General features: G+C 44.6%; 17 protein-coding genes and 1 pseudogene. 6 read left to right on the plus strand and 12 right to left on the minus strand.

Annotation, left to right across the window (positions count from 1 at the left end):
• Positions 1-156 precede the first annotated feature (156 nt).
• From QUB33_RS07675 to QUB33_RS07720, 10 genes and pseudogenes are all read right to left on the minus strand, one after another.
• Positions 157-532 (minus strand): annotated as a pseudogene (locus QUB33_RS07675) (IS4 family transposase); the annotation flags it as partial.
• Positions 533-850: 318 nt separating this feature from the next.
• Positions 851-2,095: an exopolysaccharide biosynthesis GT4 family glycosyltransferase EpsE gene (gene epsE / locus QUB33_RS07680; protein WP_333349130.1), complete on the minus strand. Its 1,245-nt coding sequence runs from the start codon at positions 2,093-2,095 to the stop codon at positions 851-853.
• Between the two features lie 43 nt (positions 2,096-2,138).
• The gene (locus QUB33_RS07685) at positions 2,139-3,434 is read right to left on the minus strand and encodes a glycosyltransferase family 4 protein (protein ID WP_333349132.1); all 1,296 of its coding nucleotides are present in this window, start codon (positions 3,432-3,434) and stop codon (positions 2,139-2,141) included.
• Positions 3,435-3,504: 70 nt separating this feature from the next.
• Positions 3,505-4,518: a glycosyltransferase gene (locus tag QUB33_RS07690; protein WP_333349135.1), complete on the minus strand. Its 1,014-nt coding sequence runs from the start codon at positions 4,516-4,518 to the stop codon at positions 3,505-3,507.
• Between the two features lie 99 nt (positions 4,519-4,617).
• Positions 4,618-5,133, minus strand: a complete 516-nt coding sequence (locus tag QUB33_RS07695) for a serine acetyltransferase (RefSeq protein ID WP_333349137.1) — start codon at positions 5,131-5,133, stop codon at positions 4,618-4,620.
• A 188-nt stretch (positions 5,134-5,321) separates the two neighbouring features.
• Positions 5,322-5,990: an acyltransferase gene (locus QUB33_RS07700; RefSeq protein WP_333349138.1), complete on the minus strand. Its 669-nt coding sequence runs from the start codon at positions 5,988-5,990 to the stop codon at positions 5,322-5,324.
• Entirely contained in the window at positions 5,983-6,564 is a 582-nt protein-coding gene (locus QUB33_RS07705; protein ID WP_333349140.1) for a serine acetyltransferase, read from the minus strand. The genes QUB33_RS07700 and QUB33_RS07705 overlap by 8 nt, the downstream gene beginning before the upstream one ends.
• 198 nt (positions 6,565-6,762) lie before the next feature.
• The gene (locus QUB33_RS07710) at positions 6,763-7,773 is read right to left on the minus strand and encodes a glycosyltransferase family 2 protein (protein ID WP_333349141.1); all 1,011 of its coding nucleotides are present in this window, start codon (positions 7,771-7,773) and stop codon (positions 6,763-6,765) included.
• Between the two features lie 85 nt (positions 7,774-7,858).
• Positions 7,859-9,139 carry a glycosyltransferase gene (locus QUB33_RS07715; RefSeq protein ID WP_333349143.1) on the minus strand — a complete coding sequence of 427 codons (1,281 nt, stop codon included), beginning with the start codon at positions 9,137-9,139 and terminating at the stop codon, positions 7,859-7,861.
• Between the two features lie 136 nt (positions 9,140-9,275).
• Positions 9,276-10,193, minus strand: coding sequence for a histone deacetylase (locus QUB33_RS07720; protein ID WP_333349144.1), 918 nt, complete (start codon positions 10,191-10,193; stop codon positions 9,276-9,278).
• Between the two features lie 77 nt (positions 10,194-10,270).
• Between QUB33_RS07720 and QUB33_RS07725 the strand changes: the two genes are divergently transcribed.
• On the plus strand, positions 10,271-10,780 hold the full coding sequence (locus QUB33_RS07725) for a hypothetical protein (RefSeq protein ID WP_333349146.1): 510 nt from the start codon (positions 10,271-10,273) through the stop codon (positions 10,778-10,780).
• 80 nt (positions 10,781-10,860) lie between these two features.
• On the opposite strand, the gene QUB33_RS07730 is transcribed toward QUB33_RS07725, so the two are convergent.
• Positions 10,861-11,043: a hypothetical protein gene (locus QUB33_RS07730; protein WP_333349147.1), complete on the minus strand. Its 183-nt coding sequence runs from the start codon at positions 11,041-11,043 to the stop codon at positions 10,861-10,863.
• A gap of 384 nt (positions 11,044-11,427) precedes the next feature.
• On the opposite strand from QUB33_RS07730, the gene QUB33_RS07735 reads away from it, so the two are divergent.
• From QUB33_RS07735 to QUB33_RS07750, 4 genes are all read left to right on the plus strand, one after another.
• Positions 11,428-11,652 carry a hypothetical protein gene (locus QUB33_RS07735; protein ID WP_333349149.1) on the plus strand — a complete coding sequence of 75 codons (225 nt, stop codon included), beginning with the start codon at positions 11,428-11,430 and terminating at the stop codon, positions 11,650-11,652.
• A gap of 30 nt (positions 11,653-11,682) precedes the next feature.
• Positions 11,683-16,359, plus strand: coding sequence for a PAS domain S-box protein (locus tag QUB33_RS07740; RefSeq protein WP_333349150.1), 4,677 nt, complete (start codon positions 11,683-11,685; stop codon positions 16,357-16,359).
• Positions 16,349-18,376 carry an adenylate/guanylate cyclase domain-containing protein gene (locus QUB33_RS07745; RefSeq protein ID WP_333349152.1) on the plus strand — a complete coding sequence of 676 codons (2,028 nt, stop codon included), beginning with the start codon at positions 16,349-16,351 and terminating at the stop codon, positions 18,374-18,376. Before QUB33_RS07740 ends, QUB33_RS07745 begins: the two co-directional genes overlap by 11 nt.
• 234 nt (positions 18,377-18,610) lie before the next feature.
• A complete protein-coding gene (locus QUB33_RS07750; protein ID WP_333349154.1) occupies positions 18,611-19,501 on the plus strand; it encodes an alpha/beta fold hydrolase in 891 nt (296 codons plus the stop codon).
• A 559-nt stretch (positions 19,502-20,060) separates the two neighbouring features.
• Here the strand turns inward: QUB33_RS07750 and QUB33_RS07755 are convergent.
• Positions 20,061-20,942 carry a Cof-type HAD-IIB family hydrolase gene (locus QUB33_RS07755; protein WP_333349155.1) on the minus strand — a complete coding sequence of 294 codons (882 nt, stop codon included), beginning with the start codon at positions 20,940-20,942 and terminating at the stop codon, positions 20,061-20,063.
• Between the two features lie 356 nt (positions 20,943-21,298).
• Here QUB33_RS07755 and QUB33_RS07760 point away from each other — a divergent pair, with 356 nt between their 5' ends.
• Positions 21,299-26,833 carry an ATP-binding sensor histidine kinase gene (locus tag QUB33_RS07760; protein ID WP_333349157.1) on the plus strand — a complete coding sequence of 1,845 codons (5,535 nt, stop codon included), beginning with the start codon at positions 21,299-21,301 and terminating at the stop codon, positions 26,831-26,833.
• Position 26,834 lies beyond the last annotated feature (1 nt).

Raw genomic sequence — 26,834 nt, forward strand, 5'->3', positions numbered from 1 at the left:
CGTCATTGGTTTTCTCACCGGATGGTCTTGGATTTTACATTCTTTATCTCTATCACATCTTTAAAAAAATGGTATTAAGTTTAGACCTGAATCCTTACGTTTCCGGAATAGGGCTTGTAGGGTTGAACTGTCAGCGATCCAAATCTCCTCAAATCAACGGCGAGTCCACTGTATACTTTCGGGTTCAAGACGACGAGTTCGTGAGTTCCAAGCCTGTTTGAGTTGTGGGAGTAATTCTTTGAATACCCTCTCGAACAACTCAGCCGGAAAGGTCAAGAATCTTTGAGACAGGGCTTGTTGAGATACTTGTGTGGGAGGACACCATAAACAACCTTCCCTCCCCAGGATGCGGGTTAGCTCTCTGACTCCTGCCACATCCCGCCACAGTAGCGTCAGCAGCGCCGCCACCATCAACGGTAGGTTCAGTATCCGATCTCTCAACCCCAGTCGGCGGTAGTAATTTTCACTCCAAGGTAATGGCGGGTGTGACCAAGGCTTCGATTTGGGCGGCGACCACTTCATCTTCCACCATCGGTCGTTGGCTCTTCTTAGCATGGTCTCTATTAGTTTTTCGCTTGTGGCTCATGGGGGCTCACCAGGGCTAGATGACTGCTCCAGTCTGAGTTTCACACGTTTGAGCTTGTTGAGAAAGTCCCTCTTGACTTTCGAGCGCTCTTCTTAACTTGTCACCAATGGGCGCGATCGAAGTATCCTGAAGTAGTTCAACGGCAGCAATGCCTCGCCGCCGAATTTAGTTGAGGCATTCTGAGCAACAACTAAAATTCGCATAACTTGTTTTGGGCCCCACTGGATTTATGTAATCTTAGATTACATTTCTGCTTTGGAATAATTAAGACGGGTTAGTTATTCCAAGTTTTTCAAAGCACTGAACTAAAGTTTCTGCACTGCGGGCGTGGCTAAATTTGGCGATAATTTTTTTCCGGGATTCCTGGCTGAGGCTCAAAGCAAGTTCTGGATTGTGGAGGAGATGGGCGATCGCATCTGCCATTTCTTCGGGTTTTTCTGATTGGACTAATACAGCATCCGCGCCGTCATCTACTAGCTCAGAAGTTCCGCCTACATTAGTAACTACCGCCGGCACCTCCATCGCCATTGCTTCCATCACAGCAACTGGAACTCCTTCATTCAAACTTGCCAAAGCGAAAACGTGAGCTGCTTCTAGACCTTGGCGAATTGCCTGTTCCGAAACAGCCCCAAGTAGCTCCACGCATTGGGACATCGATTTATCTTCTATCATTTTTTGTAGCTCTTGGTGATATCCGCTGCCCCCTTGTTCATCCTCGCCTGCAATTTGCAGCCTCACGTCAAATCCCCGATTTCGCAGCAATTCTACCGTCTCAACCAAGTATTTGTGACCTTTCACCGGGTTGAGGCGGCCGCAAGCAAAAATCTTGCACGGACTTCCTTCTTGCCAAGGCGTGTAAGGGCTGCTGCGTTTAATTTCTGCAAAATTAACTCCCATTGGAGCCACAGCTAATTGTTTGGGAAGAAAGTTCGCTAATTTATGTTTGACATCATTGAGAAGCAGTTGAGATATGACGATCGCAAAAGCAGCATTTTTCCACTTTTGTTCCTGATTTGACCCGTACACTTCTAGAGTAGGCCCGTGAAGAGTCATACTGTAAGTACAGCCTGTAAGAATTGAGTTAAATAAGGCTATATTGGCGGCATTGGCACAGGAATGAACATGGATGTGAGACCAACCTTTTGTTTTTGTTAACCCTGCTAGTTTGCCAGCCACAAAAATCCATGCCAGGAGTCGCACCTTTTCAGATAACGATGTGTCACTCGCTTTGGCAATAACTGCGAGGCACTGCCACCATGCAGCGGGGCCAGCTTTGAGAACCTCTAGGAATGAGTTAATAAAATCTTTCGCAGCAAAAGGAAAGAGATAAACAGTATTTTTTTGAGCTTCTTCTGCCCATACGTGAGAAGCGATCGCTCTGGGGGGCGGTTGAGTTGATACTAAATCTGTTTCAGTTCCAAGTTCTGCCAGAAATTGTCGCTCCCGCCACAAAAAAATGTGTGTTTGTCCTGGAAATTGTGGAATAAAGTATCCAATTTTTGCCTTCATTTCGTACCTGCTTTCTAATTTTTAACTCAACGATGTCGCTCTACTATGTCGATGCACTAACACTTTTCTCACAGAGCATTTTTTCGTAAATCTCGACCATTTTTCTGGCTTTATTTTCCCATTCAAATTCTCTGGCTCTTTCTATAGCCTTAGCTGACATAATTTCCCGCAGTTTATCATCTTCGACCAACATCTGAATTTTACTTGTCAACTCCTGAGTGAGATACTCTCTAGAAATCGGCTCTATCTTAAAACCAGTTTCTTCATTCACGTATTCACCAATACCCCCGTTATTGGCAACTATGCAGGGAAGTCCGCAAGCCATAGCTTCGATTACCACTGCGCCACCAAACTCTCGGATCGAAGGGAAACAAAAAATATCTGCTTTTCTGTAATAATCCAGAGTTTCTGATTGATTTACCCATCCTGTAAAGCTGACTATTTCGCCTAAATTAAGATCCTTGACTCGGTTTTCCAAGTTATTTCTTTCCGAGCCATCTCCTACGATTGTTAAGCGTATTTTACTTTGAAGTGCCTGGGCTAAGTTCCCAATAGACTCTATGACAACATCGGCGCATTTGTAAGGCACTAATCTGCCCACAAAAAGTAAATTTATCGGGGACCCTTCTTCTTTTGCTGGTTTTGCAGACATTAAAAAATCCTGGGAAATCCCATTTTCGTAAAACAGCTCTATTCTTCGATCAGGGATAGCAAACAATTTTTTTAGCAAATTTAGAGTATATGTTGAACCTGCCAATACTTTATCTGCTTTCTTGTAAGTTTCTACATAACCTGGAATTAATGCTCGCCCAACTGCTCTCAAAAAGTTGAATTGAGCAAATTCTTGTCTGGCTGTTTTTTGAAAGCCTGGTGGAAAGGGAATGCCCCCATTCACAGGCCCTAGAATAAAAGGAGTCTGCTGACACACACTCACTACCTTAAACGGGTATCGCGGCATCATGGGGGTAATTGCATGAACTATGTCATAATCTCCGTTGAGGATTTTTGCTTGAAATTTTTGATAGACTTGCTGATTGAATTCTTCATAAATTGGGTAGCTCAAGGCATTATAAAGAGGCCAATTTACTCGCCCGTTTGCCGTAATTTTGGCGACTATTTTATAATATTGTTTAGCTAACTTTCCTTCTTCCATGTAGAAAACTTTTTCGTATTTAGGGTGTTTTTCAAGAGCGGGTTTATTTCTAATATGGGTAACCAGTGTCGCATCAACTAAATTGTTAATCTCTTGAAAATAATTGTAGCCCTCCAAAGGTACAGATGCCCAGTCAGGATTGCACTGCTCTACAATTAGTAAAACTTTTAATTTTTTCTTAATCATTTGTTTGCTACCTGTGTTTGTGAGTTAATTTTGAATTCTTGTATGAGGGAGCTAGGCTTGGGGAGTAATTCTAGCTGGCTGAATTAATAGAGTTTGTTGTTTTGTATTCGATTAGCTTGCTCTGCTGCCCCAGCAATCGGCGCTGGTGAAACTGGATTTGACCTTGTAGCTGGGGAAATTTGGCTAATACACATGAAAAAGCGTAGATGGCTGCCTCTTTAGTTCTGAGCTCCCGATGCTTTATATAATAGTTATAGGTGCGATAGGTTGCTAAGGGGTAGCCACTCAATAGTAACAAGCTCCAGCCTTTTGTGGGCCATGTCATTGCCAAGGCTAGGGCTGGCAAGACTAAGCCCCAAAACCAGGTGCTGCGGGTTTCTTTGACCCAATGGCGCTCTGGTTGGCTTCCGTGCATCCAGGAACCTTCGGCATAGGCGTGACCCGCTCTTTGAGCCCGCTTCCACCACTGAGCGAAACTGGTCATTTGCGCGTCGTGCAGGGTCATTTCTGCGTCTAAGCGAAGAATTATCCAACCTTTTTGGCGGAGTCGCAAGCACAGTTCGGGTTCTTCGCCGGCTATGAGTGCAGGATTGAAACCCTCGGCTTGCTGAAATGCGGTGGCGCGCATCATGGAGTCGCCACCGCAGGCTTTGGTTTCGCCGATGGGGGTATCCCACTCGATGTCGCACAATTGGTTGTAGATGCTTGCTTCGGGGTATCGTTCGCGCCTGCGCCCGCATACTGCTGCGACGTCTGGTTTGGCTGCGAGTTCGCTGTAGGCCCGATCTATCCATCCATCAACTACTTCGCAGTCACCGTCCACAAATTGGACAAATTCGATGTCTGGCGCTAGTTCCAGCAAGCGGGCAAAGCCTTCGTTTCTGGCGCGTGCTGCGGTAAACGGTATAGATAAGTCTAGTTCTACTGTATCGGCTCCGATCGATCGGGCTAACTCTAGGCTACCGTCTGTTGAGCCGGAATCGACGTAGACGACGCGGGCAACTTTGTCTGTGGCTGAGACTAGGCACTGACGCAGGCGCTGCCCTTCATTTCGTCCGATCGCTACTAATCCAATTTGTTTCAAGTTTTACCTCTTGAATTCGACTACTGAGTAGTTCGTTTTATATTTTAATAAAAGTCCAGCTAATTTCATAATTTTTCTGCGACTTCTAGAAATTATTTTTCAGACTTCCTGGGTTTTTTTCTCGATGATTTTTGCGGGAATTCCCACTGCGGTTGCACCTGGTGGCACATCACAAATCACCACAGCATTAGCACCAATCAAAGCATGATCGCCGATCGTTACGGAGCGAATAATTTTCGCTCCTGCACCAATATCGACATGACCGCCGATTTTGACATCAGCAACAATTGTCACCTGTTGAAGAATCAGACAGTTAGGGCCAATGGAAGCACTGGGGTGAATGACAATGCCATTAGGATGAGGCAGCAGCAGTCCTCCTTGTATTTGGCAGTTTAAAGGGATGTCTGTTGCACTTACAACGCTCCAGAATCGATACTGAATGATGTTCCAACGGCATAAAAAATATCCGAACATCCCACCCTGCTGCCGCCACTTTTGATAGTTGCGGATAGATTTGAGCAGTTGGCGACTAGGCTCCCACCACTTGCCAGCTTGTTCGCGGCTCCAGTCTGCTTCAGTAGCAGAAACCATTGGCTTAGTGATTGACTCAACCATTATTTGTACAATTTTTTGAAAATGTAGACAATTGTGCCTATTTGTGTAGTTTACCTTAAGATGACTCTCTAACCTCAGTATGGAGAGTGCTTGAATCTCCACACAGTTAACTTGCTTGAGAGAACAGAGAAAGTTGACCCTAAGATCTCTGTTTGTTTTAATTGAATTTTCAATCTAAAATTATAGCGTTATTGGTTAAAAGTTTGTTGTGGCCAAGCCGCCGATCGCGCCGCAGTTGAAGTTGGTGTATTGCCGTAGAAGTGCGACACTCGTAACTTTACGAGCTCGGGTTCTATTTCGGGGTCGAAGCTGCCCTCGCGGTTGTTAATCAACTCGGCCCAGGGCAGGCTTTGAGTTTCGGCTTGCAATTTTTTCACTAAGTCTTCGACGCGGCCGATCGGTCTGGCGGGGACGCCGGCCACTAGATCGGCCTCCGCGACATCTCTGGTGACGACGGCACCGGCGGCGACGATCGCATTTGGGCCGATGGTGACGTTGCGAAGGACGAGCGCATTTAAGCCACCAATAAATACGTTGTCCCGGATATCTATCTTGCCTACGGCATCTAGTTTAACGTTGTAAGCCCGGTTAAGCATGGCGACCGAGCCGTCGTGGCCGAGCACGGTACAAGATGAGAAGTGAACGTTGTTGCCGATGCGGATGTAGGCGAGATCTCCAAAGACGGTATTGGGCCAGATGCTGCAATTTTCGCCGAGCACGTACAAATTGCCGTGGCGGCGGAGAAATTCTGTGTATTCTTTGCAACCCGGGTTACAGAATTGGATGTAAAGGCCACGGAACTTGCCGTAACGCATGGCAAGATGGCGGATAATTTTTTGCAATGTCGATCTAAGCATTTTCCTGGTTTTTGGTAGATTGAAGAATCTTGGCCGGGATACCTACTGCTGTTTTGCCTGCGGGAATATCTGATAAAACTACAGCATTGGCACCGATATTTACGTCGTCTCCCAAGTTTACTTTTCCGAGGATTTTTGCACCAGCACCGACGTTAACCCGATCGCCCAATTGAGGGGATTCTAACGGTTTGTCCAAATAGCGGTTTCCCAACGTTACACCTTGGCGAATAATGCAATCGTCGCCGATCGTACAATATCCGTGAATAATAATAGCGTTTTGATGTTCAATCACCACCCGCCGCCCGAGCTTCACAGTGTAAGGCAAGTCTATCCCGTAACTATTGCGGACTTTTCGGTAGAGTGCTCGATAAATAATGCTCAAAGGAGCTCGCAGTAATTTCGGTTCTACCTGCATTCTCCAGACGCCAAAACGCTGCACTGCTACGGCGCGAAATCCCGGTTTTGTCCAATCTCGACCGTGAGCAATCCAGTCTTCTTTAATTTGCTGCCACAGTCCCAGGCCGGAGTCTTCTACTTCCTTTTCACTGGTGATTAAGTTTTGCTCAGTTACCATAAGCTCTAATTCACACTATTTATTGTTTACTCTATTTCTTGATGGCCACAATATTAATTGGTTTCTCAGGTTTTTAAGGAAGGATCAACGCGGTTTTATCGAGCGTCAAAAATATTAATTTCTGGGCTGCATCATAAAAATTTTTCCTGACCTAGGTTAACCTGGTTGATTTGGCTTTGACGGATTTACCAACTCCCTTTAAAAGTTTTTGGATTTTTCAATCTTACCTCCCTTAAAAAATACACTATTTAATACAAAATCCCCCAGTAATTGTGGTGGAGCGCTATCGGGTTTGCCTTGAAGTACGCGGCGCACCCTCCAGGCTGCAAAACCCGAAGCCCAGGATATATCAGTTAATGCTGTGTAAACCAAGCCGTAGTTTTTGATAAAGTACCTACGCCGGGAATCAAACCAATAGGTGGGCAGCCTCTTGGCGGGCTTTTTGGTGTCAGTGACGCCTGAGCTTTGGCCGACTAAGTGGACAACGCGACTTTCGGGTACGTACCAGCAACTCCAGCCAGCTTTGTTCGCTTGGAGACAAAAGTCCATTTCTTCGCAGTACATGAAATAAGCTTCATCCATCAAGCCAATCTTTTCAAATACTTCGCGACGGACGATCATGCTGGCTCCAGCTACCCAATCAGTTTGACAGGTTTCTTGGGAAATGGGAGGCGCTGCGACCCAGTTGGCTAATAACTTCGATATAAAGCCTGTCCGCCAACCAAAATCGAGTTCGGTCAAGATGTTGTGAAACCGAAAAGCTGACTCCTGGGGGGTGCCGTCGGGGTCTTCCAAGCGGCTGCCGGCGATGCCGGCTTCGGGATGAGTGTCCATGAAATCGACGAGGGCTTTTAAGGCACCGGGGCGAACTATGGTGTCTGGGTTGAGCAGCAGGAAGTAAGGGGGGGGATTGGTGGATTGCAAGGCGGGACGGATGAGGGCGTTGTTGCCGAAGGCAAATCCGCCGTTACGGTCTAGGGGAACGAAGGATGCCCATTCATTCCAGCCTTCTGAGGCGATCGCACTACTAATTTCTTCGACGGAGCGATCGCCTGAAGCATTGTCGCCAACCACAACTCGCATACCGGGGAGCGATTGAACTTCGCTAACTAAAGAGCGCAAGCAGTCTATTGTCAAACTAGAGGTTCGGTAGTTAACAATGACAACCAGCAGTGGATAGGGGTGATTGGACTCGCTGGTCTTCGACATAAGTACCGTTGTTTGTTTAACAACTTTTTAGCTCAAGTTGTACCCATCTGGCAAGCTGGAGCGATCGCCCTCCTGCAGGTATCGCCTAATTTTTTAATTTCTCCAACATAATTAACAAAAGCTGCCACCGCTGCCGGTGCATTTCTTGGTGAGTCAGGCTGCGAGCCTTGTTCAGAGCTGCCATGCCCATATTTTGAAGTAGGTTCAAGTTTTCTCCCGACTGTTTGAGCAAGTTTGCTAAAGCAACGGGGTCATTGCAATGAGCGATCGAGCCTGTGATGCCGTTTTCTATGCAGTCGCGGAGTCCGGCTGTGTTGTTTGCCAGTACAGGTACGGCCTGGGAATAAGCATCGTATACGATTCTGGGCTGCTCGTCTGAGAGGCTGGGAACCACAACAGCATGATATTGTTGCAGCCGCCCGAATAATTCTGAGCCGTAAGGAAGGGTTCCCAAAAGTTCAATCTGTGCCGATTTTTGCATCGCCTGGCTGGCTGCTTGGCAGTTGCTTAACAGTTGGCCTTCACCGAGTATGTCCAGCTTGACGGCAATGTTTTGCTCGTCCAAGATTTTCATTGCTTCTAGGAGAACTAACAAGCCTTTATTAGGATGCAATCTGCCCGCAAATATAATTTTTAGTTGTTTGGGTGAGGGAGACAGTTTTTCGTGCCATATTTTTGTCGCGTCGGCTTCCGAAATAATATTTGCTTCATCTATCCACGAAGCATTAATTATGTGACTTTCTTTGTGTCGTTTTGTTAATAAACTCTGCTGGTATTCTGCCTGTGTAAAGATGGTCAAGTCGGCGCTGTTGATGCACCAGCGATTCAATGTTTCGGATATGTAAGCTAGAATTTTGGCTTTAATGCTGGCAGGGATGCCCGGTGGCAGCCGCCACGGTGCGGACTCGACTAAGATCAGGTATGGTTTCCGCTGTATAAGGACTATTGGCGTCACTAACCATGCCATTGGAATCGGCCAGCCTGCTACGGCGCTGTGTACGATATCTGCAGAGGCGATCGCGCCCCAAAGTTGGGCAACAGTCGCCGGCAGCAGCAATATTGCTTGGGCGTAGGTATTTGGCGAGGGAAGGTCAATAAATTTAGCATCAGCAAATGATGTTTCCGAATCCACCTGTCTGGCATTTTGTGGGGGGGTTTCTAGCGCGCGCGGCGATGCTAGCGTGAAGTTTTTCAAATACTTGAAGTGTTCGATTAAGTCTTTTTCCCACAGGGGATCGAGATACCTGCTGCCTTTGGAGTCGCAGAAGGATTTGATGTTGAGGACGAGCAGGTAGCGCTTGTCGAGCGGCATCAAAGCCGGTTCTTGTGCCCCATCTTCCTTGATCTTTAACGAGTTAGATTCCATAAAATACACTACGATTGAATGCCATATATCTATGTTAATGCCACTTTAGCCAGTTTTTAGTATGAAGTGATACCCTAAACACGCAATCATATCGCCAAACAATACTGAAGTCAATTTTAAATCTCGCCGCTCTGCATCAAAGTCGATACTGCCTGTAGGCTTGACTGGCGGCTCGGTGCAGCAGCGAATGCCGGTAAACTAACCCCTTAGCGTCATCGGAATAGCCCCCGCCAATCACGCAGGCAACGGGATAGCCGCCAGCCAAACACGCCATCAAAACTTGCATTTCCCGGCGAAATAAGCCCGTATCAGTTAAAGCTAATTTTCCCAGTTTGTCACCGTGATGAGGGTCTACTCCAGCATCGTACAAAACTAAATCTGGCTTGACATTTGAAAGCAAATCAGGTAAGAATTTATCCAATGTTTGTAAATATTCGTCGTCCTCCATACCCACAGGCAAAGGTACATCTAAATCGCCCTTTTGTTTAGTGCCGGGAAAATTTACTTCGCAGTGCATTGAGAAAGTAAAAACGCTGCTGTCATCTTGGAATATTACGGCGGTTCCGTCTCCTTGGTGGACATCTAAATCGACAATTAAAACTTTGCGAACTAAACCCTTTTTTTGTAAGACGCGAGAGGCGATCGCCAAATCATTAAAAATACAAAAACCAGACCCAAAAGCAGGGAAGGCGTGATGAGTTCCGCCCGCAGTATTGCAAGCCAAACCGTAGTCTAAAGCTAGCTGGGCAGTTAGTACAGTTCCTCCAACCGCAGTGCAAGTGCGATTAACAAGGGCCCGACTCCAAGGCAGACCAATTCGCCGAGTCGCTTTGTTATCCAGCGTCCCGTTGCAGTAAGCTTGAACGTAGGAGTGGTCGTGGACTAATTCAATCCATTCTTGAGGCGGAAGTTCGGGAGCGTGAAATTGCGATTTATCTGCTACCCCGTCCGCGAGCAGCATCTGGTAAAGCATCCGAAACTTTGCCATCGGGAAGCGGTGATCCGGTGGCAGGGGTGCAACGTAATCTTCGTGGTAAATAATTGGTAAGTCCATTAAGATTATTGTATAACGAATGAATCTCCAATTGAAAGCCTGCAATCTCAAATTTAAATTCGCTGGAGAACCTGTATATGCAACAACTAAAAACAGTCTGGCAGTCCGGCAGCACCGACCCCGAAAATGCTGACAATCTCGATAATATCCGTCAGTGGTGGGGAAACCTCAACGGCAAAGAAATTAGCTGGGTACAGCGACTGATTCCGCAAATCGGCGGTCTGAGCGAAATTCACTGGCACCCCCAGCGTTTTGACGAAACATTTGTGATAGTCAATCCCGAAATTCGGGAGCAAACTCTCTATTGGTACACACCCGCTTCTCCTGTCCAACGTAACAACACTGTTGACAAATTAGAACTTGACAACTTGCAACAGCAATTGTACATCTATCCTCAGTTGGAATCGGAACTGGTAATTCGCGTAGGCATTCCCGAAGTTAAATATCAAACACTTGAATTAAACAATCCCGAAATCGCCTTGGGCGAAGATAATATGCTGCTGCTGTGGGAATCTGACCAAGAACTAGAAATTAAAATTTACTTCAGCAGTGAAAATATTGCTAAACTTAAGGAATTGCTGGCATAGAAAAAACCGAGAAAATAGTTGATATGCTAGGCTTTGGGTGCGGAATGAGCCATGTATACTCTTAGTCACCTATAAATATCTTAAGACTTGTGGACGGGTGCGTGGAAACCGAGTTCTTTCACAGCGATACTTCGTTGCAGCCTGGGGCAAGGGAGCATCTCATATTTGTAAAAATACTTCTTCTGGCTCCTTCCTTCTTCCTCTTTCCTCCTGCCTCGTGTCTCTTGGCTCAAAACTCCAATTTCTAGCTTGGTTGCTTTCATTGAGATCCTCCCTGGGGCAAGAGTAAAAAACCCGGTTTATTCGCCTCGCACTGCGTACAGGTATGTATATGTGCTAAAACTTTTTGAAGATGGCAGCAAAATGTCAAGAAACTTGCGTTATCCTCATGGGATCTTTAATGCTAAAGTCAAGTAAAAAAAACTGTCCCAGGCGGCTCAACCTGGTTGTACAAAAATATGTTGTCGCAGCCATTGAACAAAGTTAAAAAACCCGGTTGTTTTGGTGTGGAGTGCCTAAGCGATGATTGTTTTTAGACAAACTTAATTGGGACAGCAAATAAGGGGATTTTTGTGGGCAATTAAATATAATTAAAATACGGTTAACTTTAGTTACCAACTTAAAACTATAGCAAGTCTATTTGAGTCATGAATGTAGAACCACCTGAAACGCTTGTGATCATTGAATCGATTGTTTACAAATCAAATGGTTTTGCTATAGCAACTAAAGTTAAAAGTAGAGAAGGTGCGTTATTTGATGAACTAATATCTAAAATTACTCTTTTGGTTGCTGAGGTCAAAAAGTGTTTAATAAATAATAATTACGATCGGAAAGGAATCGCTAAACTTATTAAATTATCAATCTGCTGGTAGCACTAAAAAAATCACAAGAATCCGACAAAAATGATATTAGATAAAGAAAATATTCAAATTTTAATTATTGACGATCAGCCCCAAAACCTGCGGTTTATATCAGACATATTGACGAAAGAAGGGTATAAAGTTCAGCGGGCGATTTCGGGAGAAATGGTGGTTAATGCTAATTTAACCGTCCTCCCAGACTTAATTTTGCTGGATATTGCCATGCCCAAAATGAACGGCTATGAAGTGTGCGCCCGACTGAAAGCTAACGAAAAAACTAGAGAAATCCCGGTTATTTTCTTGAGCGTTTTTGAGGAAACTTTTTACAAAGTCAAAGCTTTTGAAGTCGGCGGTGTTGACTACATTACTAAGCCTTTTCAAGTGGAAGAAATTTTAGTGCGGCTCGAAAGTCAATTGACTATACAACAGCTATCAAAACAATTAAAACAGCAGAATGCCCAACTGCAACAAGAGGTAGAATTTCGCAAGCTGACAGAACAATCACTCCGGGAAAGCAAAGCACGGTTGCAGAAATTGGCAGTCAATATACCGGGAGTTCTTTATCAATTTATAAAGAAGCCAGATGGAAGTTTCAAGTTTGAATATATTAGTTATGCTTGTCGGGAGATTTACGAATTAGAGAGTGAGGAAATTTTAAAAAATCCCGAATTTTGCTTCTCTCAAAATCATCCAGATGACCAAGATTATCTGGTCAAAAAAATTGCTACTAGCGCCCAAACTTTAGAACCTTTTGCCTTTGAATGGCGGATTATTACACCGTCGGGTAAACTCAAATGGCTGCAATCTAATTCTCGGCCAGAAATACGCGATAATGGCGATATTGTTTGGTATGGCGTACTTTTTGATATCAGCGAGCGCAAGCACGCAGAAATAGAAATGGCTGGAGCTAAAGCTGCTTTAGAACGGCAAGTTCAACGAGAATTGCTAATTGCAAAAATAACTCAAGAAATTCGCTCAAGCTTGCAGCCAGAACAAATATTTCAAATAGCTGCAACTCAAATCGGTCTGGCATTCTGCGCCAATCGCTGTTTGATTCATACTTACGTTACTACCCCCCAAGTCGATATTCCTCTGGCGGCAGAGTATCTCGAACCCGAGTGTGAATCTATTCGGAATGTACCTGTTCCAATTTGGGGCAATCCTCACGTCATACAAATGATGATACAAGATCTGGCGATCGCCTCCAACAATGTTTATTCAGACCCTCTGTTGCAAGCTGTTCAACCGATTTGCCAGAAGCTTGGGTTAAAATCGATGCTGGCAATTCGCACTTCCTACCAAGGCCGGGCAAACGGGGCTATCTGTTTGCACCAGTGCGATCGTTACCGGGAATGGACTTCCGAGGAAATCGACTTATTAGAAGCTGTGGCGGCTCAAGTAGGGATCGCTATCGCTCAAGCTAAACTGATCGAACGAGAAAAAAACCGAATTCAGCAGCTCGATCGGCAAAATAAAGTGCTGCAAGCAGAAATTCGCACCCGTGTCCGCGCCGAGCAAGCTTTGCAAGAATCTGAAACTGAATTGCGGGCGATTTTTGCCGCCATGACTGACACAGTTTTAGTGAGAAATGCAGAAGGGCGCTGCATCAAAATTGCTCCGACAGCATCAACGATTTTGGTGAAACCTGCAAGCGAAATGATTAACAAAACCGCTCACGAAGTCTTGCCTAAACCTATAGCAGATTTAGTATTAAATGCCATCCAACAAGCTCTAAAAACGCAGCAAACCATCAATGTTGAATATAGCTTTAAAATCGGAGAGCGCGACGTTTGCCTCGACGCTAAAGTTTCTCCCCTGACTCCAGATTCAGTGATTATCGTGGCGCGAGATATTAGCGTTCGCAAACAAACAGAATCCGCACTCAGAGAGAGCCAACACTTCATTCAAGCGATCGCCGATTCCAATCCCAACCTATTGTACGTTTACGATGTAATTGAACAGCGGAATGTCTACAGCAACAGACAACTTTCAACGATGCTCGGATACACCACCCGAGAAATACAAGATATGGGTACAGAAATGATGTCAACGCTGATGAACCCCGAGGATTTGCCAGCTTTTTTTGAAAATATCCAAAAATGGGAGCGAGCCAAAGACGGCGATATCATTCAATTTCAATACCGAATGAAACACAAAAACGGTGAATGGCGGTGGCTGCACAGTTGGGATACAGTATTTCTCAGAACAACTGATGGTAAACCCAAACAAATTCTCGGCGCCGCTAATGACATCACAGACCGCAAATTAGCCGAAGAGAAACTGCTAGCATCGCAGCAAAGAATCTCGTTTTTATTGCAGCAAACGCCGATCGCAATTATTGAGTTAAACCTCAATTTAGAAATTATTACTTGGAATCCCGCCGCCGTTGCTATTTTTGGCTACAGTGAGCAAGAAGCGATTGGTCGAGTCGCCTCCGATTTGATCGTACCTGAAAGCTACCACCCGCAATTATCTGAGATTTTAAATCATGACTTGAATGCCAAATCCAGCGGCACTACCGAAAATCGGACTAAAGACGGCAGAATTATTATCTGCGAGTGGTACAATACTCAGCTAATTGACGATAACGGTACAGCGATCGGCATTGCTTTAATGGCTGTAGATATTACCGAACGCAAGCAGGCAGAAACCGAACTGCAAGAAAGTGCTTTACGACAAAGAGCGATCGCCCGCATCATTGAAAGAATGCGGCAAACTTTAGATATCCGAGAAATTTTTCACGCCACAACCCGAGAATTGCGCCAAACCCTGAAGTGCGATCGAGTCGCCATTTACCGTTTCAATCCAGACTGGAGCGGCGAATTTGTAGCCGAATCCCGTGACCAGAAGTGGGTTTCTTTCATCCAAGCACAGGAGATCGATTCTCACCTTACTGAAGGCGCTTTAGACAGCGACCGTTGCGTCGTCAAAGGATTAGATAGCCCCTCACAAGAAGTACGCGATACCTATTTGCAAGAAACCCAAGGTGGAGCCTACAGCCGAGGTAAAACTTACCTTTGTGTCTCAGATATTTACAAGCAAGGATTCGATATTTGTTACATCCATTTGCTAGAAAAATTTCAAGCTAAATCCTACATTATTGTACCAATTTTCTGCGGAAAAACGCTCTGGGGATTACTAGCATCCTATCAAAATTCAGCTCCCCGGCAGTGGAGCGAAGCTGAAATCAACGTTGTAGTTGATGTAGGTACTCAGCTAGGAGTAGCATTACAGCAAGCGGAATTGCTCGCGCGCACTCAAAGGCAGTCGATTGAACTGATTAAATCCAAAGAAAATGCCGAAGTTGCCAACCGCGCCAAAAGCCAATTTCTAGCTTCCATGAGCCACGAACTCCGTACACCTCTCAACGCCATTCTCGGTTTTTCCCAAGTCATGGCTCGCAACAGTTCTATCACGGAAGAACAAAAAGAATACATAGAAATTATTAACCGCAGCGGCGAACATTTGCTGGAACTCATCAATGATGTTTTGTCAATGTCCAAAATAGAAGCAGGTCAAATCACTATCAATCCCAGCCGCTTCAATCTCTACAACCTTCTCAACAGTCTCAAAGAAATGCTGCAACTAAAAGCCAACTCAAAAGGTTTGCACCTAATCTTTGAAAATGCCGATGATTTGCCGCAGTACATTCAAACAGACGAAGCTAAATTGCGGCAAGTTTTAATTAACTTGGTCGGGAATGCGATTAAATTTACTCAACAGGGAACCGTTACTTTGCGCGTCAGCAGCGAAGCTGAAAAAGACGCCATAGAAGAAAACCAATCCCAATTGTATTTTGAAATTGCCGACACAGGTCCCGGCATTTCTCCCTGGGAACTTTCCACATTATTTAAGCCATTTGTACAAACGGAAACTGGTCGAAAATCCATGCAGGGAACTGGTCTGGGGTTGCCGATCAGCCAACAGTTTGTCCGGATTATGGGAGGTGACATTGCTGTTGAAAGTCAACTCGGCCAAGGCACAACTTTCAGCTTTAATATCTGGGTTAACTTAGTAACAGAAAGTGATGAACAAGAAAAATCACCGATTAAACAAGTTATTGCTTTAGAAGCCGGACAAGACACTTATCGGATATTAATAGTTGAAGATGTAGCAGAAAATCGCCAACTGCTGCTTAAGCTGCTGGTTCCCCTGGGATTTGAAGTCCGGGAAGCAACTAACGGTCAAGAAGCAATTGCTTTGCATTCAACTTGGAAGCCGCACTTGATATTAATGGATATGCTGATGCCCGTGATGGATGGGTATGAAGCGACAAGACAGATCAAAAAAACTCTAGAAGGTAGAGAAACAATAATTATTGCCCTGACTGCCAGTGCTTTTGACGAGCAGCGACAAATAATTTTGTCTGCTGGTTGTAACGATTTGATCTGTAAACCATTTCGGGAAGAGGTACTATTTGAAAAGATAGCGCAGCACCTCAACCTGCGTTATATTTATGAGAAAGAAAACTTATCTACTTCTTTTTCAACACCGACGCTGCTTAAAAGTTTGACCACCGAGGATTTGAGTGTAATGCCCACAGACTGGGTGGTCGAGTTGCACCGAGCAGCACTTTGTGTTGACGACAACCGCATCCTCGAACTGATCGAGGAAATTCCCGAAACTGAGGCAAATCTCGCTAACGCTTTAACAGATTTAGTTGATAATTTTCGGATAGATATCATTATCGATTTAACTCAATTATATTATGATGAATGACCATCCATTACCAGCGACTCCTAAAGACATTCTGATCGTTGACGATATGCCGGATAATTTGCGACTTTTATCCACTATGCTGACATCTCACGGGTATCATGTCAGGAAGGCTATTAACGGACACTTGGCTTTGCAAGGGGCACAAATATCTCCTCCCGATCTAATTTTACTAGATATTAATATGCCGCAAATGAACGGGTATGAAGTTTGTGAGAAGTTAAAGTTAAGCCCACAAACTAAAGATATTCCGGTAATTTTTATTAGTGCACTAGATGACGTTATGGAAAAAGTTAAGGCTTTTCAAGTAGGAGGAGTAGATTATATTACTAAACCGTTTCAAGTAGAAGAAGTTTTAGCCCGCGTCCAAAACCAACTTTCCCTTCGTTTGCTGCAATCCCAACTGCAACAGCAAGCTAGGGAACTGCACGATCGCAATTCTAGATTGCAGGAAGAAATAGCAGAACGGCAGCGGGCTGAAGAATCAATCCGGTTTTTGCTGGAAACTACGCGGGCGATCGGCGAAGCTGTAGACTTTCACTCAGCTTTAGAAGTAATTCTGCACCAAGTTGGCGAAACAATCGGATGGGATGTAGGAGAAGCTTGGATTCCCGATGCAGAAGGAACTGTCCTGCAATCTGCCCGGGGCTGGTATGCAAGCAACGCGAGGATGGATGCATTCCGCAGGCAAAGCGAACAACTGACATTTGCCATGAATATAGGGCTGCCGGGACGAGTTTGGGCATCCAAGCAACCGGAATGGGTAGAAGATATTTCCAGGGGCTACCCGCATTTTTTCCGAAGTCAAATAGCACTAGAACTCGGATTCAAAGCGGGTTTTGGCGTGCCGATTTTGGTAGGCGATGAAGTATTGGCAGTGCTAGTTTTCTTTAAAATTTCGTCTGGTGGGAAAGACGCACGATTTATAGATGTTTTTAATGCTGTTGGCACTCAATTAGGTTCTTTGATTCAGCGCAAACAAGCAGAAGAATTGCTGCGTATTGCCCAAGAAAAATATCACAGCATTGTAGAAAATGCGATGGAAGGCATTTTTCAAAGCACGCCTTCAGGAGGCTATCTCAGCGCTAACCCAGCTTTGGCAAAATTGTACGGTTACGACTCGCCAGAAGAACTGATGTCCGAGATTAAAAATATTGCTCAGCAACTTTACGTTGACCCAGAACGCCGCCTCGAATTTGTGGCTGCTATGGATGCTGAGAATGCCGTTTCGGGGTTTGAATCTATGGTATGTCGCAAAGACGGGCGCCGGATTTGGGTGTCAGAAAATGTTCGGGCGGTTCGAGATTCAAAAGGTGAGCTGCTCTACTATGAGGGTACTGTTTCTGACATTACAGAGCGCAAATTAGCGCAAGAAGCGCTAAAAGTTCAACAAGAACAAAGCGAGAAGTTGCTGTTAAATATTTTACCCAAACCAATCGCAGAACGTTTGAAGGCAGAGCAAAGCACGATCGCCGACAGTTTTGCCCAAGTAAGTGTTTTATTTGCTGATATTGTTGGCTTTACTGAGTTGTCTGCTAGAATGTCTCCCACCGAGTTGGTAAAGCGCTTGAACGTAATTTTTTCCCACTTCGACCAGTTAGCTGAAAAGTACGGTGTGGAGAAAATTAAGACTATTGGCGATGCTTACATGGTAGTCGGGGGATTGCCTACGCCGAGACAGGATCACGCCGAGGCGATCGCCCAAATGGCCCTGGGAATGCAGGCAAAAATAGCAAAGTTGTGCGCCGAGACAGGGGAAAAACTGGCAATTCGCGTCGGCATCAATTCCGGGCCGGTGGTTGCGGGAGTAATTGGTGTGAGCAAGTTCACTTATGATTTGTGGGGAGATACGGTGAATGTAGCGGCGAGGATGGAAGCTACGGGTTTTGCAGGCAGAATTCAAGTTACTGATGTTACTTATGAGCTTTTGAAAGATAAGTATTTGTTTGAGAGGCGAGGCGTGATTCCGGTAAAAGGTAAGGGGAATATGATGACTTATTGGTTGCTACAAAAAAAGTAAAAATGGAAATTGGGAATTGGGAATGGGAATTGGGAATGGGGCATGGGGCATTGGGCATGGGGCATTGGGTATTACAAATAATAACCAATAACCAATAACAAATAACCAATAACAAATAACCAATAACCAATAACCAATAATTCATGACTACTGACTACTGACTACTGACTACTGACTACTGACTACTGACTTCTGCTATGATGAAAGTAGTTAACGAAACTTTACATAATAGCCGTGACTGCACAACAATTAGTATCTGCAACCAGCTTTGAAAAATTAATTTGGACTTGGAAAGGTCACAAAATCCAATATACCGTCCAAGGAACCGGCCGCCCTCTGATCTTGATTCACGGATTTGGGGCTTCGATCGGACATTGGCGGCAAAATATCCCCCCACTAGCGGCCGGTGGCTATCGCGTATTTGCGCTGGACTTGCTGGGATTCGGTGCTTCCGCCAAACCAGCCCTAGATTACACTCTGGAATTGTGGGAAGAATTGCTGAGAGATTTCTGGGCGGATCTGGTACAGGAACCGGCGGTATTTGTCGGGAATTCGATCGGCGCTTTGCTGAGTTTGATGGTAGTCGCCAACCATCCAGAAATATCAGCAGGCGCAGTCTTAATAAACTGTGCTGGCGGACTCAACCACCGGCCGGACGAACTAAATTTCCCGCTGCGAGTAGTGATGGGGACTTTTACTAAATTAGTTCGATCGCCCCTGATCGGCCCCTTTGTCTTCAACAACATCCGCCAAAAACACCGCATCCGCAACACCCTGCGCCAAGTCTACGGGAACCGCGAAGCCATCACCGACGAACTCGTAGAACTCCTGCACGCCCCCTCCTGTGAGCCCGGAGCTCAACAAGTGTTTGCCTCGATTCTCACAGCCCCTCCAGGCCCTCAACCGTCAGAATTGCTGCCCAAAGTCGATCGTCCGTTATTGGTACTTTGGGGCGCAGACGACCCGTGGACGCCGATCGCCGGCAGCCAGATTTATCAACAATTGGCCGCCAACGATAAACCAGTGAAATTTGTTTCAATTCCCAACACGGGCCACTGTCCCCACGACGAGCGGCCGAGTGAAGTCAACGCTCTGATTTTGGACTGGCTGCTGGAATTGAAGTAAAATTTTTCTGCTCGATCCAATGGCGGGCGATCGACCAAAACCGCTGCATTACATAAGGTTCAGCCCCGAGCCACCGCATCGGCACCCCGGCCGCAGCCGACTCAAAAAACAATTTTTGTAAAAAGTATTGACACAATTTACTGAGTCAGCTATATTGATGGACGTGTGAGGAGCGAACCAGTAAGAGCACCGAGACGAAACACGGCCAGTCGTCGGTGCTCTTTCTGTTGGAACCCATTTTTAAGAGTTTGAAATTATCTATAAATTCACATCCAGAAGATCTGTAAGCCCGCCCCGCTTTCTTCATTTCTTCCTTTGCGTTCTTAGCGTCTTCGCGGTTCGTTAAATAAATATTCGGATGTTGCAAACAAAGTAATTGACTGAACTTAATCTCGAAAAATCCGAAAGTGTGGATTTTTTTTATCATCAAAATTTGATTGCATAGAACTCAAAACTAGAGAGTTATATAATAATAAATTGTCGCTGGGTCGGGGCGAGTGGATATACATTTTTTCCAAATGTCGCTAAACCCGCCCCTGCGCTATTTGTGCTAGAAATATCAACGATCGCCCAAAACAAATTGTTCGATCGCAGCCGCCACCCCATCTTCCTCCACATCCGGCGCCACCCAATCAGCAGCAGCCTTCACCCCATCAGGAGCATTGCCCATTGCCACGCCCACACCCGCGTAGGCAATCATTTCTACATCATTAAAATTGTCGCCGATCGCCATCACGTTCGCTGCCTGCAAACCCAAAAGTTCCTCCGCTAAATACTGCACGGCATCTCCCTTATTCGCCAAAGGATGCGTAGCTTCAAAAAAAGTGGCGACGGATCGAGTCAAATAAAGCTCCGCAGGCGTGTAGCGCTGCCGCATACTGCTGAGCAAGCCGTCGAGTACCCCCGGATTCTCGCACAATGCCAAAACTTTCGTCGGTTCCCCCGGAAGATCTCGCCGCAAATCTTTAATTACCATTGGTTCAATGCCCGATCGTTGGGCATAAATTCGGGTAGCTGCGGTAATTTCCGGCACGTAAAGTTGGTCGTCAATGTAGAAATGGATCGAAAGGAGGGGTCGCAAATGCGGTTCTTCAAAATGATCTAACAGTTGCAGAGCAGTTTGTTTCGACAGCGGCAAGTGCCGCAGCCGTTTTTGAGTAGCGTGATCTTGAATCCATGCGCCCTGGTAGCAAATCAGTGGCAATGTTGAGCCGATGTCGCGGTGAAAACGCAAAGCTGAGCAGTACATCCTGCCCGTAGCGACGGCCACTTTCACTCCCCGCGACTCCGCAGCCAAAATTGCCTGCTTGACTGGTTCTCGGATGGTATTTGACAAACCTGCGATCGTGCCGTCTATATCCACTACCAGCAATTGAATGTCTGCGGTGCCAAAAGCGCGATCGGTCGCATTAGCTGGATTTGAGGCAGTTATATTCTGCATGATTTTTTTAGATTTTAGCTGTTGATTTGCAAGCACCCATTTATTTTGCCACTGGCGGGATAGCAAAGTGCGACTTCTGATTTTTTGAAGACTAAAATATAGATAAGTAAATAAGCAACAAAAAAAGTATCTAGGAGGGCCCTTTAGGGAGGGATTTAGCTCAGCTATATAATAGTAGCCAGTTTACTGCCGTAAAAACCACACTCGCTCGCGATGTGTATTTCCACTTACTTAATAATACTTGTGGCAAAAAAGAATGCAACTGTACGTCTGATCCAAAACCTTATGTCATCAATCATTCCCAATCTAACATTTAAAATTGTATAACCAGCTCTTTCAAATTACCCCCACATATCATGATTTCTATCCCTGGATACCGCATTGATGAAGAACTTTATACAAACCCACACACAGTTATTTATCGAGGGATGCAGCTTGAGGAACAAAAACCCGTTATCCTCAAAACTCTCACGCCGACATACCCTACCCCAGCGCAAATATCTCAACTCCTGCACGAATCCGAAATTCTTAAAAATTTGAGTTTGCCCGGAATAGTCAAGCTTTACAAAATAGAAACATACAATCACTTTCCTGTTTTAGTTTTAGAAGATTTTGGTGGCATTTCTCTCAAAGACTTTCTCGGCAACAACCAGCTAGAGTTACAACAATTTCTGCATATTGGCATCAAACTAGCAGAAACTATTGGGCAACTTCACGAACACCACATTATTCACAAAGATATTAAACCCAGCAATATTATTGTCAATATCGAGACAGGAGATGTCAAGATTGCTGATTTTGCGATCGCCTCCCTGCTACCGGGCGAAAACCCCGCCCCCAGCCATCCCCATTTACTCGAAGGCACTCTCGCCTATATGTCTCCTGAACAAACGGGACGCATGAATCGGGCGATCGACTACCGCACCGATTTTTATTCTTTAGGCGTCACCTTTTATGAAATGCTGTGTGGCGAATTGCCTTTTCAGACGATCGATCCCATGGAATTAGTACACTGCCATATTGCTAAAACGCCAGTTTCTCCTTGTGAAAACAGAAAGCAAAAAGTAGAAAGCAGAAGCATAGAGGGCAGAATCAATCAAGTAGGAACCAAGGAGATTCCTCAAGTCGTTTCCGATATCATCATAAAACTCTTAGCAAAAACAGCCGAAGACAGGTATCAAAGTGCTTTCGGACTTTTGTACGACTTGGAAAATTGTCTCGTTCAACTGCAAACAACAGGCAAAATTTCTCACATAACCCTCGGCGAACAAGATCGGTCAAGTCACCTGCAAATTTCGCAAAAATTTTACGGGCGAGAAGCAGAAGTTAATATGCTTCTTAGTATTTTCCAGCGGATGAGGCGAGGCAATACAGAAATCGTGCTGATTTCTGGTGGTGCAGGTGTAGGCAAATCGTCGTTAGTCTATGAAGTTTACAAGCCGATTCGGCTGGAAAACGGGTATTTTATTGACAGCAAATTTGAGCAATTTAAGCGCGATATTCCCTACGCTTTTTTGCTCCAAGCTTTTCAAGATTTGTTGCGGCAAATTTTCACAGAAAATGCCGCAGAAATCCATGTTTGGAAACAAAAAATTTTCAAAGCACTCGGCGGCAACTGCCAAGTAATTATTGAAGCTATTCCCGAACTAGAACTGATTGTCGGACCGCAGCCCCTCGTGCCCGATTTAGGAGCAAATGAATCTCAAAATCGCTTTAATTTAGTATTTCAAAACTTCATCCGCGTCTTTGCTCAAAAAGAACACCCCCTAGTAATTTTCCTCGACGACTTGCAGTGGGTCGATTCAGCATCTCTCAAGTTAATAGAACTGGTAGCAACTGACCTGGAAACTCAATATTTATTAATAATTGGAGCTTATAGAGACCAGGAAGTAGATGCAAATCATCCCCTAATGCTGACCGCCGAAGCAATTAAAAAATCAGGCGGCACTGTGAGCGCGATCGCCATTCCGCCGTTAGATATAAGCAGCGTCAACCAATTCGTTGCCGATACTTTGAACTGCGCCCCAGAAAAATCACTAAGTTTAGCAGAATTGCTTTTGCGAAAAACCGCTGGAAATCCATTCTTTTTAACTCAATTGATAAAATTTCTTTATTCAAAAAACTTAATTCAACTTAAACTTTCACCCTCGAATAATTTGGTCAATCTAGCTGAATCTAACCTGTCGGGCTTAGCGCAACCAATCTCAGAGCAAATTGTGAAAAAATGCCATATCACAGGCGAGTGGCAGTGGGATATCGAACAAATACAAGAAATGGGAATAACTGACAATGTTGTCGAATTAATGATAGATAACATTCAGAAACTTTCAGAGGCTACCCAGGAACTGCTTAAATTAGCCGCTTGTATCGGAAACAAATTTGATTTAAAAACTCTCTCGACAATCGCCGAAAAACCTCTGGCGTCCGCAGCCACCGACCTCGGTGACGCACTTCAGTCCGGTCTGATTTTGCTCGTGAATAACGCCTACAAAATTCCGATCGCACTAGCAGCAAGCGCAGAAGTAACAGATACAATATCTAGAGACTTTACCGATAAATTGTCCATGCCAGTGGCTGAGGTTCCTAGCGCTACTTACCAATTTTTGCACGAGCGAGTGCAGCAAGCAGCTTATGCTTTAATCTCCGATTATCACAAACAAGAAATTCATCTCAAAATCGGCAAATTTTTACTACGAAATGCACCGCCAGAGCAATTAGAAGAGCATATTTTTGATACCGTAAACCAACTAAATTCAGCCCAAAAAATTATCAGCAGCCAATTAGAACAATTTCAATTATGCCAATTAAATTTAATTGCAGGTCGCAAAGCAAAAGCAAGTGCAGTTTACGAACTTGCCCTCAAATATTTAACCGTAGGTATTGAACTGCTTCCCCCCGAAAGTTGGGAAACTGACTACGAGTTGACTCTTGCACTCTACGAGTCAGCAGCAGAAGCTGCTTACCTCAATACTGACTTTGAACCAATGGAAAAATGGGCGAAAATTGTCCTGCAACACGCAAAAAATGAACTAGATAAAATCAAAGTGTTTGAAATCAGAATCATAGCTTGTGCGATGCAAACCAAACTCCAAGAATCGGTAAAAATTGGTCGGGAAGCCCTAAAAATGTTAGGAATCAACTTTCCCCAATCGCCGATTCCCCTCCACATTCAGCAAGCACTGGCTAAAACGGCTGCTTATTTAACCGACCGAAAAATAGAAGATTTAATTAACTTGCCGATTATGACAAATCCGCACAAATTAGCAACTATGCGCGTGCTTTCCAGTATGTTTTCAGCTACATTTATAGTTGAACCTGTGCTGCTGCCGCTGATTGTGTGCGAGCAAGTTAATTTATCTATTAATTACGGAAACTCTACTTTTTCTGCCTTCGGTTATGCTAATTACGGAGCAATTTTAAAAGGAATAGTTAGAGATATTGAATCTGGCGATCGCTTTGGTCAATTAGCTTTAAAGTTGAGCGAGCGATTAAATGCGTTAGAACTCAAAAGCAAAACGCTTAATTTAGTAGCATTCATTTTGATGAACGGCAAGCATCACGTTAAAGACTCTTTGCCACTATTAGAGGAGGCCTATCAAAGCGCGCTAGAAAATGGGGATTTAGAATCTGTCGGATATTCAGCCGTAAATATTTGTCAGTCTTTGTATTTTATCGGTCAAGAATTGCCACAACTGGAACGGAGAATGGTAAGTTACAACAATTTGCTGTTTCAACTCAAGCAAGAAACTGTATTGACTTGGAATCAAATATATCGGCAAACTATTTTGCAATTGATGGGAGAATTGGAAAGTTCACACCTTGTATTAGGTGAAGCATACAGCGAAGAAAAATTGTTGTCGCTGCTGTTGAAAGCTAACGATCGGGTGGGACTACAGCACTTCTATGTGCAAAAATTAATCCTAGCGTATTTATTTGGGGATACCGCTACAGCGCTAGAAAATGCAGCGCAAGCCGAAGTATATTTAGACGGAGTGGCTGGCTTTATTAATGTTTCTGAATACCAGTTTTATGATTCTCTAGCTCGCCTAGCAGCCTATCCATCTGCAACAGACGAGGAACAAGAAGAGCATATTTTTTACGCTGTCAGTAACCGGAAAAAGTTGCAACAAAAAGCGCTTTCGGCGCCCATGAATCTTCAGCACAAATGCGACTTGCTTACGGCAGAAAAAGCGCGTGTTTTGGGCAATGTTGTGAGAGCAATGGAATATTACGATCGCGCAATTGAAGGAGCCCAAGAAAACGGATACATACAAGTCCAAGCACTAGCAGCAGAATTGGCAGGAGCATTTTATCTATCCATAGGACGAGAAAAAAATGCTAAAACTTACTTGACAGAAGCGCGTTATTGCTATCAGCGCTGGGGAGCAACAGCCAAAGCAGCGCATTTAGAATCGAAATACTCGCACTTGCTAACTTCAGGCTCGATTTCAACTAATATTGAAACTCACAAATCTACCAGCAGCGCTTCCACTACGAACGACAGTGCAGGCGTGCTAGACTTGACCACAGCAGTTAAAGCATCGCAAACCTTAGCCGGCGAAATAGTTCTAGACAAACTGCTGGCAAAAATGATGAAAATTGTTATTGAAAATGCCGGGGGGCAAAGAGGCTTTTTAATACTAGAAAAAGAGGGTCAATGGGTGATTGAAGCATCAGGATCTGTAGATGTTGATCGCGTTGCTGTCATGCAATCAATCCCGATAGATTTTGTAGCCGACGATCGAGAAGTAACTTTGCTGGCAGTGGCAGTTGTGAATTACGTCGCCCGCACCCAGCAAAGTATAGTTTTAAACGATGCCAGCCGCGAAGGACAATTTACTCGCACACCCTATATAATGACCGTTCAACCTAAATCAATTCTTTGCACTCCGTTAATTAATCAAGGCCAACTCACTGGGATTTTATATTTAGAAAACAATCTGACTACAGGCGCTTTTACACAAGACAGGTTAGAAATATTAAAACTGCTGTCTTCTCAAATTTCTATATCCATCGAAAATGCTCAACTTTACGCCAACTTGCACCAATTCAATCAGAATCTGGAAAATTTAGTACAGCAGCGTACCGCAGAACTCTCCCAAACTTTAGAAGACTTAAAATCGGCTCAAAATAAACTGGTAGAGTCGGAAAAAATGGCTGCCCTCGGCGGGTTGGTGGCAGGTGTCGCCCACGAAATCAATACTCCCATCGGTATCGGCATCACCGCCGCCTCCCTGCTTGCTGAAAAAGCCACAAAGTTTTTTGAGGTTTACAGTAACGGCCAAATAAAACGTTCCGAGTTAGAAAAGTTTCTGGATACCGCCGTGCAAAGCAGTAATATGATCTTATCTAACCTCACGCGGGCAGCCGACTTGATTCACAGTTTTAAAGAAGTAGCTGTAGATCAGTCGAGCGAGTTAAAACGCACGTTTAATGTTAAAAACTATCTAGAGGAAATTTTGACATCCTTAACCGCCAAACTAAAAAGAACTAAGCACAAAATAGAGATTAAGTGTGATGAAAATATAGTCGTGGACAGTTACCCCGGCGTAGTGTGTCAAATTGTGACAAATCTGGTGTTGAATTCCCTAATTCACGCCTACGATGGAGAAGACGAAGGAGTTCTGGCTTTTGATTTCAAACTAGAGGGCGATCGGCTAATATTTGAATATGCCGATAACGGCAAAGGAATTGACCCAGAAAATCTAAGTAAAATTTTTGAACCGTTTTTTACCACCAAAAGAGGTCAAGGAGGCACGGGATTGGGACTGCACATTATTTATAACCTTGTTACTCAAAAACTAAAAGGCACAATTAACTGCACAAGTCAAGTAAATAAAGGCACAAAATTTATGATTGAATTTCCCGCTAAAATGAGCAATGAGTTATGAG

The organism is Microcoleus sp. B3-A4 (genome assembly GCF_036705385.1).
In the GTDB taxonomy this organism is placed as follows: Bacteria; Cyanobacteriota; Cyanobacteriia; order Cyanobacteriales; family Microcoleaceae; genus Microcoleus.

Excerpts from the sequence above, each read along its gene's own strand:
- epsE (WP_333349130.1), bottom strand. The coding sequence starts at position 2,095 with ATGAAGGCAAAAATTGGATACTTTATTCCACAATTTCCAGGACAAACA.
- QUB33_RS07685 (WP_333349132.1), bottom strand. The coding sequence starts at position 3,434 with ATGATTAAGAAAAAATTAAAAGTTTTACTAATTGTAGAGCAGTGCAAT.
- QUB33_RS07695 (WP_333349137.1), bottom strand. The coding sequence starts at position 5,133 with ATGGTTGAGTCAATCACTAAGCCAATGGTTTCTGCTACTGAAGCAGAC.
- QUB33_RS07700 (WP_333349138.1), bottom strand. The coding sequence starts at position 5,990 with ATGCTTAGATCGACATTGCAAAAAATTATCCGCCATCTTGCCATGCGT.
- QUB33_RS07705 (WP_333349140.1), bottom strand. The coding sequence starts at position 6,564 with ATGGTAACTGAGCAAAACTTAATCACCAGTGAAAAGGAAGTAGAAGAC.
- QUB33_RS07710 (WP_333349141.1), bottom strand. The coding sequence starts at position 7,773 with ATGTCGAAGACCAGCGAGTCCAATCACCCCTATCCACTGCTGGTTGTC.
- QUB33_RS07715 (WP_333349143.1), bottom strand. The coding sequence starts at position 9,139 with ATGGAATCTAACTCGTTAAAGATCAAGGAAGATGGGGCACAAGAACCG.
- QUB33_RS07720 (WP_333349144.1), bottom strand. The coding sequence starts at position 10,193 with ATGGACTTACCAATTATTTACCACGAAGATTACGTTGCACCCCTGCCA.
- QUB33_RS07725 (WP_333349146.1), top strand. The coding sequence starts at position 10,271 with ATGCAACAACTAAAAACAGTCTGGCAGTCCGGCAGCACCGACCCCGAA.
- QUB33_RS07730 (WP_333349147.1), bottom strand. The coding sequence starts at position 11,043 with ATGAAAGCAACCAAGCTAGAAATTGGAGTTTTGAGCCAAGAGACACGA.
- QUB33_RS07735 (WP_333349149.1), top strand. The coding sequence starts at position 11,428 with ATGAATGTAGAACCACCTGAAACGCTTGTGATCATTGAATCGATTGTT.
- QUB33_RS07740 (WP_333349150.1), top strand. The coding sequence starts at position 11,683 with ATGATATTAGATAAAGAAAATATTCAAATTTTAATTATTGACGATCAG.
- QUB33_RS07745 (WP_333349152.1), top strand. The coding sequence starts at position 16,349 with ATGATGAATGACCATCCATTACCAGCGACTCCTAAAGACATTCTGATC.
- QUB33_RS07755 (WP_333349155.1), bottom strand. The coding sequence starts at position 20,942 with ATGCAGAATATAACTGCCTCAAATCCAGCTAATGCGACCGATCGCGCT.
- QUB33_RS07760 (WP_333349157.1), top strand. The coding sequence starts at position 21,299 with ATGATTTCTATCCCTGGATACCGCATTGATGAAGAACTTTATACAAAC.